General features: G+C 43.6%; 11 protein-coding genes. 5 read left to right on the top strand and 6 right to left on the bottom strand.

Translation table 11 applies throughout. The features are described from left to right. Nucleotides 1–85: 85 nt before the first annotated feature. The gene (locus GVO62_RS11360; protein WP_159119347.1) at nucleotides 86–724 is read right to left on the bottom strand and encodes a DUF2959 domain-containing protein; all 639 of its coding nucleotides are present in this window, start codon (nucleotides 722–724) and stop codon (nucleotides 86–88) included. Continuing rightward, entirely contained in the window at nucleotides 721–963 is a 243-nt protein-coding gene (locus GVO62_RS11365) for a hypothetical protein (protein ID WP_159119348.1), read from the bottom strand. The genes GVO62_RS11360 and GVO62_RS11365 overlap by 4 nt, the downstream gene beginning before the upstream one ends. 188 nt (nucleotides 964–1,151) lie before the next feature. Between GVO62_RS11365 and pip the strand changes: the two genes are divergently transcribed. The 3 genes from pip to GVO62_RS11380 all read left to right on the top strand — a co-directional run bounded on the left by pip (nucleotide 1,152) and on the right by GVO62_RS11380 (nucleotide 3,608). Then, nucleotides 1,152–2,129: a prolyl aminopeptidase gene (gene pip / locus GVO62_RS11370; RefSeq protein ID WP_159119349.1), complete on the top strand. Its 978-nt coding sequence runs from the start codon at nucleotides 1,152–1,154 to the stop codon at nucleotides 2,127–2,129. Next, nucleotides 2,126–2,563, top strand: a complete 438-nt coding sequence (dtd, locus tag GVO62_RS11375; protein WP_159119350.1) for a D-aminoacyl-tRNA deacylase — start codon at nucleotides 2,126–2,128, stop codon at nucleotides 2,561–2,563. Before pip ends, dtd begins: the two co-directional genes overlap by 4 nt. A gap of 130 nt (nucleotides 2,564–2,693) precedes the next feature. Further along, the gene (locus GVO62_RS11380; RefSeq protein ID WP_159119351.1) at nucleotides 2,694–3,608 is read left to right on the top strand and encodes a bifunctional GNAT family N-acetyltransferase/hotdog fold thioesterase; all 915 of its coding nucleotides are present in this window, start codon (nucleotides 2,694–2,696) and stop codon (nucleotides 3,606–3,608) included. Nucleotides 3,609–3,705: 97 nt separating this feature from the next. Here GVO62_RS11380 and rpoH read toward each other — a convergent pair whose 3' ends face one another. After that, entirely contained in the window at nucleotides 3,706–4,560 is an 855-nt protein-coding gene (gene rpoH, locus GVO62_RS11385) for an RNA polymerase sigma factor RpoH (protein WP_105932186.1), read from the bottom strand. A 596-nt stretch (nucleotides 4,561–5,156) separates the two neighbouring features. Between rpoH and GVO62_RS11390 the strand changes: the two genes are divergently transcribed. Both GVO62_RS11390 and GVO62_RS11395 read left to right on the top strand, forming a co-directional pair. After that, on the top strand, nucleotides 5,157–6,383 hold the full coding sequence (locus GVO62_RS11390) for an EAL and HDOD domain-containing protein (protein ID WP_159119352.1): 1,227 nt from the start codon (nucleotides 5,157–5,159) through the stop codon (nucleotides 6,381–6,383). A gap of 155 nt (nucleotides 6,384–6,538) precedes the next feature. Continuing rightward, nucleotides 6,539–7,777 (top strand): EAL and HDOD domain-containing protein, encoded by a 1,239-nt coding sequence (locus GVO62_RS11395; RefSeq protein ID WP_159119353.1) that lies wholly within the window; start codon nucleotides 6,539–6,541, stop codon nucleotides 7,775–7,777. A gap of 28 nt (nucleotides 7,778–7,805) precedes the next feature. Here the strand turns inward: GVO62_RS11395 and ftsX are convergent, their stop codons facing one another. The 3 genes from ftsX to ftsY form a co-directional block, all read right to left on the bottom strand. Beyond that, nucleotides 7,806–8,786: a permease-like cell division protein FtsX gene (gene ftsX, locus GVO62_RS11400; RefSeq protein WP_159119354.1), complete on the bottom strand. Its 981-nt coding sequence runs from the start codon at nucleotides 8,784–8,786 to the stop codon at nucleotides 7,806–7,808. Further along, a complete protein-coding gene (ftsE, locus tag GVO62_RS11405) occupies nucleotides 8,783–9,496 on the bottom strand; it encodes a cell division ATP-binding protein FtsE (RefSeq protein WP_105932182.1) in 714 nt (237 codons plus the stop codon). The genes ftsX and ftsE overlap by 4 nt, the downstream gene beginning before the upstream one ends. A 25-nt stretch (nucleotides 9,497–9,521) precedes the next feature. Continuing rightward, nucleotides 9,522–10,491, bottom strand: a 970-nt coding sequence (gene ftsY, locus GVO62_RS11410) for a signal recognition particle-docking protein FtsY (RefSeq protein WP_159119355.1), incomplete at its 5' end; no start/stop codon positions are given.

Raw genomic sequence — 10,491 nt, forward strand, 5'->3', positions numbered from 1 at the left:
AAACTGTAGTGAAAAAGCACTCGAAGTAGGATTGTAGTTATAAAAAAGGGGAGCGTTGCTCCCCTTCTCTGTTAGTATTTATTCTCTAATTTTTCATTGATGCTATGAAAGCATCAGACTCTGCTATAGCCGAGTTCATCTGGCCAATAAGCTGTGCAACGTTGTTTTCAATCGTTGAGAGCTCACCTTGCAGTGCACCAATGGCGCTAGCATTTAAGTTATGCTTTAAGTACAACACATTGTCTTGCAGTGCGCTAAGCACAGGAGGCATTTTACTCTCTGCTTTGCGCATGGCTTTCATCAGTGACGCATAGCGACGCTGAGTTTCACGAAGCTTTGCTGAGCTGTCGCGCTTGAGCGAAGCATTCTCGTATTTTTCCAGCTCTTCTGACCATTCATCGAACAAGGCTTCGGCCACACTCTCGACTTTATCAATACGTGCGCTTACCTCTTCTGATGCGGCAACACTGTCCTCGTACTGTCCGTTAAGACGGTCGTAAATATCTTCTAATTCGCCGCCATCGAAAGCAACGGCTGCACTAAACGCCTCAAGGGCTGAGCTAAACTGCTCTTGTGCGTCTTCTTGCGATTCTTTGGCGTTTTCTACACGGTCGACTAAGATATCGCGCTTTTCAACGCCTACCTTTTCCCATGCCGCGTAATATGCGGACTGACATCCACTTAGGGCAAGCATAGCAACTAATGCCGATGCGATTAATTTCATGCGGTTACTCCACCTCTATAACGTGCTGCACTTATGATGCTGATTAGATGTAAGATGGCTCCTAATGGCCAAAATACAATAGCAAGCACGACTGTTGCCGCGAGAGCATAGCAAACGCCAACTGCCACAAAGTAGAACAAGGCACCTAAAATTCGACCTTGAACCAAATGACCCAAACCGGGAATAAAAAAGTTACAAATTGCGGCGATTACATTACCGCCCGATCCTTGACCCGCCATATAAACATCCTCGCATTTATGACTATAATATGATTAGCTAGTACGTAATGACATTTGTTCTATAGTATACAATTTGTGTTTAACACATAAAATGTAAGCATAAACAGCGTTGAAGCAGTCAGCACGCAAATGTTTGTATAACAATAAACTAAACTAAAACAGGCACTCACACAACGCGCAGAAACAAAATGAAACGACTTTACCCCGATGTTACCTGCTATGAGAATGGATTTATCGAAGTAGGAAATGGGCACTCGCTTTACTTTGAACAAAGTGGCAACCCAGACGGTATCCCCGTACTCTTTATCCACGGTGGGCCTGGCGCTGGCTTGCCACCTAACTATAAATGCTTCTTCGACAGTAATAAGTATCGCATAATCGGCTATGAGCAAAGAGGGTGTGGTCGTTCGACACCTATTGCTGATACGCTTAACAACGACACATGGTTAAATGTTGAAGATATTGAGGCGTTAAGAGCACACCTTCACGTGCCCAAATTACTCTTGTTTGGGGGCTCTTGGGGCTCTACGTTAGCGTTGCTGTATGCGCTTAAATACACCGACCATATGACAGGGCTTATTCTTCGCGGCGTTTTTCTTGCCAGACAAGAAGATAGAGACTGGTTTTTATCACCATCTGGATGTGCAGCCCAGTTATTTCCAGAACACTACCGAAGATTTATCAAAGATGTTCCCACGCCCGTTACGTCGAAAGCCGTTTGTGACTTCTACAGCGCAATGGTTCGCTCTAGTAATGACGTGCTGCGTCACGCCGCGCTGAAAAGATGGTATCAGTGGGAAGAGCGACTTTCGCGTCTATCTTTGCCGCCAGGCGTTGGTGACTCAACCACCCACTACCCTATGCATCTGGTAACCTGTTTAGCCACGCTGGAATGTCATTTCCTTTCTAATCAATGCTTTTTAGAAGAAAACTATATACTTGAAAACATTAGCAAAATAAGCCATATTCCTGGCACAATTGTTCACGGTCGATACGATATGATTTGTAAAACAGAAGCGGCGGAGACCCTTCATAAAGCATGGCCACAAAGCCAGTTACAAATCATACCCGATGCAGGACACAGTACGTCAGAGCCAAGCATCGGCTATGCGCTGTGCCGCGCGACCCGCGATATGTCACGTTTTATTCAGGAGTCATCTAAGTGATAGGATTAATCCAACGTGTATCACAGGCTAATGTAACTGTAGCAGGCGAAGTTATTGGCGAAATTGGTAACGGCATGCTTGTGCTGCTAGGCGTTGAAAAAAAAGATGGTGACGAAGAAATTGAAAAGCTTGCTAATAAACTGTGTCGCTATCGCATGTTCAATGATGAAGATGGGAAAATGAACCTTAATATTGAGCAAGTAGGCGGTGAGTTCTTAGTCGTATCACAGTTTACTCTCGTAGCAGATACGCAAAAAGGCAACAGACCCGGTTTTTCGCGTGGCGCGCCTCCCGAACACGGTGAAGCCATTTACAAAAATTTTGTTAATACGCTTAAAAATAAAGGCATGACCGTGGCCACGGGCGAATTTGGGGCAGATATGCAGGTTGGTCTTATCAATGACGGTCCAGTAACATTCCAATTCAACGTGTAGTTGCTTCTTAGCTACACAGAGGAGCCATTCTCTTCTACAAACGCCCTTCTCAGCTCCTACAAATAAACTTGTACCGTGCGTATTCTTACGTTTAAATACTCTTTCATTTTTTTAATAAGGCCGGTTTATTGTGTATAAGGTAGTGACGCCAAAGAGCGATACCGAATTTGAAGCCTATTTTCATTTTCGGTGGGAACACCTACGCCAGCCGTGGAACTTCCCTCCGGGTTCAGAAAAAGACGAATACGAACAAGTCGCAGAGCACCGTATGATTACCAACCGCAGTGGAGAAGTGGTAGCCTGTGGTCGAGTGCATTTGAATACTGCAGAAGAAGCACAAATAAGACACATCGCCGTTCACTCTGATCATCAGCGCAAAGGGCTAGGTCAGATGATGATGGCAGCGCTAGAAAACGTTGCAAAAGACCTTGGTGCAGAGCGAGCAGTCACTAACAGTCGCGAGATTTCAATCGACTTCTTCAGTGCTTGTGGCTTTGAAATAGAACGAGAAGCGCCAAACGAGCTCGGTATGTTAAAGCGCCAGCAGATGGTAAAAAAGTTTACCGAAAATAATACTTTAGTGCTCCACCCTAAGTGGTGCAAAACGCTTCAAGAAACGTGGTCAGAAACGATACCTATTACTGAACATATGGGTATCAAGCTGTATCAATACACCGGGCGCACACTTGAAACGCGCGCATCGCTAAATAAAAACATCAATATTCACGGCACCATGTTCGCAGGCAGTATATTTTCGTTAGCCACACTTACGGGGTGGGGAATGATTTACCTGCAGCTCAAAGAGCGTGGTTTAGACGGCGATATTGTCTTGGGCGATGGAGACATTCACTACCACAAACCTATTACTATGAAGCCAAGGGCAATCTGTAATATCGAAACCTTATCTGGAAAATTCAAACCTTTAGAGAATGATAATAAAGCTCGCTTCGAGTTGAGCGTGGCGATATTAGATGGGGATTCACCGGTGGCGGAGTTTGAGGGAGTATTTTACGTACTTCCTGTTGCTAAAAATAAAGAAAAGTAAGGCTAATGTTTTAACTTTTTTGAAGCAATAAAAAAGCGCCTTAAAGGCGCTTTTTCAATTCGTATCTATCAAGCGTTCAGGCTGATTACGTTTATTACTACGCAACCATAGCTGCTTGCAGTTTCTTCATCGCATTCTTTTCAATTTGACGAACACGCTCTGCAGAGACCTGATATTTATCAGCCAAATCTTGTAGTGTAATTTTGTTATCTGCTAACCAACGCGTCTCAATGATATCTTGACTACGCTCGTCTAGCGTTTTTATCGCTGAATACAGTCGCTTACTTGCCGCTGTATCCCAGTCATTATTAATGACATCAGTTTCAACATCAGAAGACTTATCTTCCAAAAATTGAACCGGCGCAAAATTACCCGTCTCATCTTCGTCTGCTGTTAAGTCAAACGCTTGATCTTGGCTGCTCATACGCGCTTCCATTTGAAGCACTTCTTTTGTGCTAACGCCAAGCTCGTCTGCTACGGTTTGTACTTCAGCATGAGTAAACCAACCTAGACGCTTTTTCGCCTTACGTAGGTTAAAGAACAATTTACGCTGCGCTTTTGTAGTCGCAACCTTCACTATTCTCCAGTTTTTAAGTACAAACTCATGAATTTCTGCTTTGATCCAATGAACCGCGAAAGAAACCAAACGCACGCCCACTGTTGGGTCGAAGCGTTTAACGGCTTTCATCAGACCGATGTTACCTTCTTGAATTAAGTCGGCTTGTGGTAAGCCATAACCTGAGTAAGATTTTGCAATGTGCACTACAAAACGAAGGTGCGACATTACTAGCTTTCGAGCGGCTTGTAAGTCTTCGTCTTCGCGAAGGCGCACTGCCAACTCACGCTCTTCCTCAGCGCTAAGCATATCAATGCTGCTTACAGCTTGGATGTAGCCTTCAATGCTACCGCTGTGTGGCACTGACAGGGCCATAGATTGCAAATTGTTGCTCATTGTTCACCTCATTTATTGCCGCTTCATATTAACAAAGTAACCGAAGCTGCGCGAGACCTAATTAAGATATGAAGTTTTACCGATATGTAGGTATGGTGGCACTTCCTACAATATCAAGACCTAGATTATTAAAAAAAGTTCAAATTAACGTTCTGAATATCGCTCCACACTAAACGGCTGACGAGTAATATTAAATTAACTGCTGGCCAAAGCAATAATCGAATTAAATGAACAATACCAAACGAAGCAGTCACACCTGCTTGACTGCAGTTAGTCTGAATCTACAGTAAACTATCATAGTATTATACGTTAATTACCAAATATAGACGCAAAGCTAATCTCAGTGGTATGAAATTCAACGCTTAATTGTCACCCCAACGCGATTACTCAATCACTATCGTTTTTCGTGATTCTTTATCGAGTAATCATATCTCTTGCTTTTACTCTTTAAAACTGAAGATAATAGATTGGATTAATCGATTTTGCACTACAGCTGCTGCAACGCATTTTCCAGATAATGTGCCAATAAATGGACTTAACGCTTAAAGGGAAATACTAAGCAAAGAAGTAAGGCAAGTGAAGCAAAGAGGACCTTGATGTTTGCTTACGTCGCTAGACAGCCCATATTCGATGTAGACCGAGAGGTGTACGCATATGAATTACTTTTTCGTATTGGCGAAGAAAATTGCTTTCCAGATATCCCTCCCGATGAAGCTACCTCTAAGATACTAACTTCAACCCATTTGAGCTTAGGTATTGAAGAGATCACGGGAGATAAAAAAGCGTTCATTAACTTTCATCGCGATACGCTAATGTTTCGCTTTCCCACCTCTTTGGACGCGAACAAGGTTGTCATCGAGATTGTAGAGACGGTTGAAGTAGACGAGGCGCTAGTTTCTGCTTGCAGGCACATTCGCGGGCTTGGCTACCCTATCGCCTTAGATGATTACGATATGAAAGGGAAATGGGAGGCGTTTATCCCCTTTACCAGCATAGTCAAAATCGACATTACCGAAATTGCTCACGATGAAATTCCCGCGTTAGTTGAACGCTTTAAGTCTAAAAATATTAAACTCGTCGCTGAAAAAATTGAGACTTATGAAGAGTTTAATAAGTTTAAAGCCATGGGCTTCGACTATTTTCAGGGTTACTTTTTAGCAAAACCTGAAATTGTTAAACACAGAAAGCTAGGCCCTAGCAGCCTTACCATGATGGAGTTACTCACGCTGAGTAGTCAGGCGAAACTGAATTTCGATGAAGTAAACAAAATCATAGAGCGTGACCCGTCCCTCACTTATTTGCTGCTGCGCTTTATAAACAATCCTATGGTGAATAAGCGGCATAAGATTACTTCTCTCAAGCACGCGTTAACATTTATGGGCGAAATTGAAGTGAAGAAGTTTATTTCTCTGCTCGCTCTTGCCAACTTAAACGATGGTCAACCGACAGAGCTGCTTCAGATGGCACTGGTACGCGCAAAGTTTTGCGAGTTAGTATTTTCTCAGCTTAAAGATGCAGATAACCCGCTTAAGGGTTTTTTAACGGGTCTATTGTCCTTGTTAGATGCCATGATGGAACAGCGTATAGATGACTTAGTTAGTAAAGTGCCAATTAGTGACGATGTGAAAAATGCCCTTTGCGGTGGCACAGGAATGCTCAGAAACTGCTTAACATTAGCGCAGTTATTCGAACGTGCAAAGTGGGCAGGGATACAACAATTTGCCGTGAAATACGACATTAGCCAAAGCCTTCTTCACAGCTATTATAATGAAGCAATTAAATGGGCCAAACATATCCATCAATCAGCGTTGAAGGATAATTAAATGGTTCGCCTTAGGCGATAGTTGATAATTAATGGTTGAATAGTTGTTAGATTACGAATACATATCATAGACTAGAGAGTGGCTTAACGTCGGTTCGGTCAAAATTGGAATTATAATTAATAACGATATCAGTTCGTTTTCAGCAGGAAGAAATTATGTTCGCGTTTATAGCTCGTCAGCCCATTTTAGATAAAAGCAAAAGCGTATTTGCCTACGAACTTTTGTTCAGGGATGGTAAAGCGGGCGCTTATCCGGAACATAAGGAAGAGAAAGCAAAGTTTATATCTGAACATTTTCACCCTTTAGGCCTTGATGATATTAGCGGCGAAAAAACATCGTTTATTTCTTTTTCTTCTGACACACTCATTTCTCGCTTTCCCACAACTCTGAATCCGGAGTTTGTCGTTGTTGAACTTGCTGACCCAACGGACACATCCAGCGGACTATTTGAAGCCTGCCAGCACATAAAGCAGCTTGGGTTTAGGTTGGCAATAGACGACCCCATGATGGTGGCATCGAAACACGATATATTCCCGCTTATTGATATCGTCAAAGTTGATGTGTCGAAGGCGCGTTTTGAAACCATTGAAAAACATATTCCACGCTATCGCGATGCAGATGTCCAGTTAGTGGCTGAGCAAGTTGACACTCAAGACAATTTCTCAACATGTCTCGATTTAGGGTTCGACTTTTTTCAAGGGTACTTTTTTTCTCAGCCAGAAGCGCGAATTTTAAAGCAATTGCCTGCGTCGAAAATGAACATCGTCGATTTGATGGGTGAGAGTTCGAATAACAGTTTTGACATTGACCGTATTAGCCAGATTATTGAGCGCGATGCCACGCTAAGTTTTTTACTACTGAAATTTATTAATAACCCTACCATCAACAAGCGCTATAAGATTACCTCGCTCAAGCATGCCCTAAATTATATGGGCGAAGTAGAGATTAAGAAATTTATTGCGCTATTAAGCTTAACGAATTTAGGTGACGACAAGCCACTTGAAATTATTCATATGTCACTGGTTCGCGCTAAATTCTTTGATCTTCTGGCAGAGCGTCGAGGAATGAAAAACAATCCGCCTATAGCTTTCTTAGCTGGTTTGTTCTCGCTGCTTGAGGGACTCCTTGACCAATCTATGACTGACATTTTGAAACAATTGCCGTTGTCAGAAGAAGTGAACGATGCCTTGCTTGGTAAAAACATTGAAATTGCCAACTACATGACGCTAGTTCGTGCTTTTGAAAGTGCACTTTGGATGAATGTAATAAAACAAGCAAAGCTACTTAATATCGACCAGAAGCAGCTTCATATGCTTTATAACCAAGCAATTGTATGGGGTAACGGGGTTCGTAGTGCAGTCACATCCCATTACCCACGAGCAATAGCACAGTAGCCATTCTTATAGTTAGTAAAGTGGCTATTTATTTTGGCTCTATTTCTCTAACGTGTCGCTGAACTGAGATGAGTGAGCCCAGTAAACCTAAAAGCACTGATAATCCAAGCATAGTCAGCAATGCGGTTCCAGTGAGACCGGTAATATTAAAGTCTTTTTGATACATGGCCGCGAAGGTAGTGATACTGCTATCCATCCACCACAATATTATGATTACAGCAAACCAGGCCATAAGACCGCCTAACAGGCCATACCAAAACCCGGTGTATAGAAATGGACGGTGAATGAATGCGTCGGTGGCTCCAACCAGCTTCATCACCACTATTTCGTCGTATTTATTGAGTATGTTGAGGCGGATGGTGTTGCCGATAATAAGCACGACTGCAATGAAAAGCAGAAGCCCAATTAACGTGACAAGGTCTCGGGCGATATCAATCACTGCATATAGTCGCTCTAACCACTCAATATCAAGCTTACCAATATCTACCTCTCGCTGCTGACGAAGCTTGTCTAACAATGCTTTTGCAGCGGTGGGCGATGCATATTTTTCAGCTGGCGTGACGAGTACTACATCGGGCAGCGGATTTTTCTCAAGGTAAGCAATCGCATCACCTAGCCCCGATAAGTGCTGAAACTCCCTAAGCGCATCATCGGCAGGAATGTAAACAACACTGTCTATTTCAGGCCATGTATTCAGCCTAGCCACCAACTGCTGTGAACTTGCGGCACTCATAGTAGGTTTCAAGAATAACGAAATTTCCGAGGCCTGGTCCCAGCCTGCAGTTATTTTTTCCGTGTTTTTAACCATGATATAAAGAGTACTGGGTAAGGTTATACTTAGACCCAATACACCTATAGTCATTAGTGATGCTAGTGGCTGGCGCCAAAGCTCGCCCAGGCTCGATAACGCTTGTCGCACATGACTTACAAAAAACATGACGATAGATTGAAGAAAGCCCACCTTAGCAGAAGACGCTCCCTTCGCTCGCCCTTTGAATAATATACTCATGACCAGTCTCCCTCACCGCTATCTGAAGTGCCATAGTCAAGGCCGTCGGTCAGGCCATCGGTAATCATTTGTCCGTTTTTGAGCGTTAAAGTACGGTATCGCATTCGGGCAATAAGACCCAGATCGTGAGTAGCAATTAACACTGACACACCTGCCTGGTTAAAATCCTCAAAGAGACGAATAATCTCCATGGACAATTTAGGGTCAAGGTTACCCGTAGGCTCATCGGCAAGTAGTAAGGGAGGTTTGTTGACAACAGCACGAGCTATTCCAACACGCTGTTGCTCGCCCCCTGATAAGGTGATGGGCAAACAACGGATTTTATCTCTAAGACCAACCATCTCAAGGGCTGCTTCCACACGCTTACGTATTTCTTTGTGAGTATACCCCTCAATGACTAGAGGCAAAGCCACGTTGTCAAAAACTGACTTGTCCATCAACAGTTGGTGGCTCTGAAAAATCATCCCTATATCACGACGGATATAGGCAATATCTCGGCGAGTAATAGCATTAAGGTCGTGGCCGTTGATGAGAACCCGTCCCACCGTTGGGCGTTCCATAAGGCTTATAAGTTTGAGCAGTGTACTTTTCCCTGCGCCAGAGTGCCCTGTTAAAAAGGCCATTTCGCCTGGCGCGATATGAAAGTTCACTTTACTAAGCGCGCGCTGACCGCCCGGATAGGTTTTGCTTACCTGCTCAAACTTTATCATTCTTTTTCCCTAACGCTTACTGGTTTTAGCTTTCCGGTGTTTCCATTTCGCTAAACAGCGCATCAATAAATTCTTGTCCGTCGAACTGGCGTAAATCGTCAATGCTTTCACCTACACCGATATACCTAATAGGAATATTAAATTTATCAGCAATAGAAAAGATAACGCCACCCTTCGCAGTACCATCTAACTTAGTTAGGGTAATACCCGTTAAGCCCACCGCTTCGTTAAACAACTTCGCTTGGCTAATTGCGTTCTGACCAGTACCCGCATCTAACGTAAGCATAACTTCGTGAGGCGCGTTTGGATTAATCTTCTTCATCACGCGAACCACTTTCTTAAGCTCTTCCATCAAGTTATTTTTATTCTGCAAGCGCCCGGCGGTGTCTGCAATTAATATATCGGTACCGCGAGACTTAGCCGCCTCAAGCGCGTCATAAAGCACTGATGCACTGTCAGCGCCAGTGTGCTGTGCTATAACAGGAATATTGTTTCGCTCGCCCCATACCTGAAGTTGCTCAACCGCTGCTGCTCTGAACGTGTCACCTGCAGCAAGCATGACCTTCTTACCCTCTTGCTGAAACTGCTTGGCCAGCTTTCCTATGGTGGTGGTTTTACCCACACCGTTTACCCCGACCATTAAAATGACAAAAGGACCTTCGCTAGAGTCATGAGCCTTCATCACATCAGGTAAGGGCTGATTGACTTGTGACAACATGCCTGACATCTGCTGCTTCATTATCTCTAGTAACGCTTCCGCGTCTTTAAGATCTTTTCGAGAGGCACTGTCAGTAAGGTGGTTTATGATCTTCTGAGTGGTGTCCATACCCACATCTGCCACTAAAAGCTGCGTTTCAAGGTCTTCATACAGCTCGTCATCTATCGCCTTACCTTTAAACAGGCTAACAATCCCGCTGCCTAAATTTTCTTTCGTGCGCGATAGGCTTTCTTTTAAACGTGCAAAAAGGGATTTCTTTTCTTTGGGCTTGTTTTCC

The sequence above is a fragment of the Alteromonas sp. KUL150 genome, assembly GCF_009811475.1.
GTDB classification, from domain to species: Bacteria; Pseudomonadota; Gammaproteobacteria; order Enterobacterales; family Alteromonadaceae; genus Alteromonas; species Alteromonas gracilis.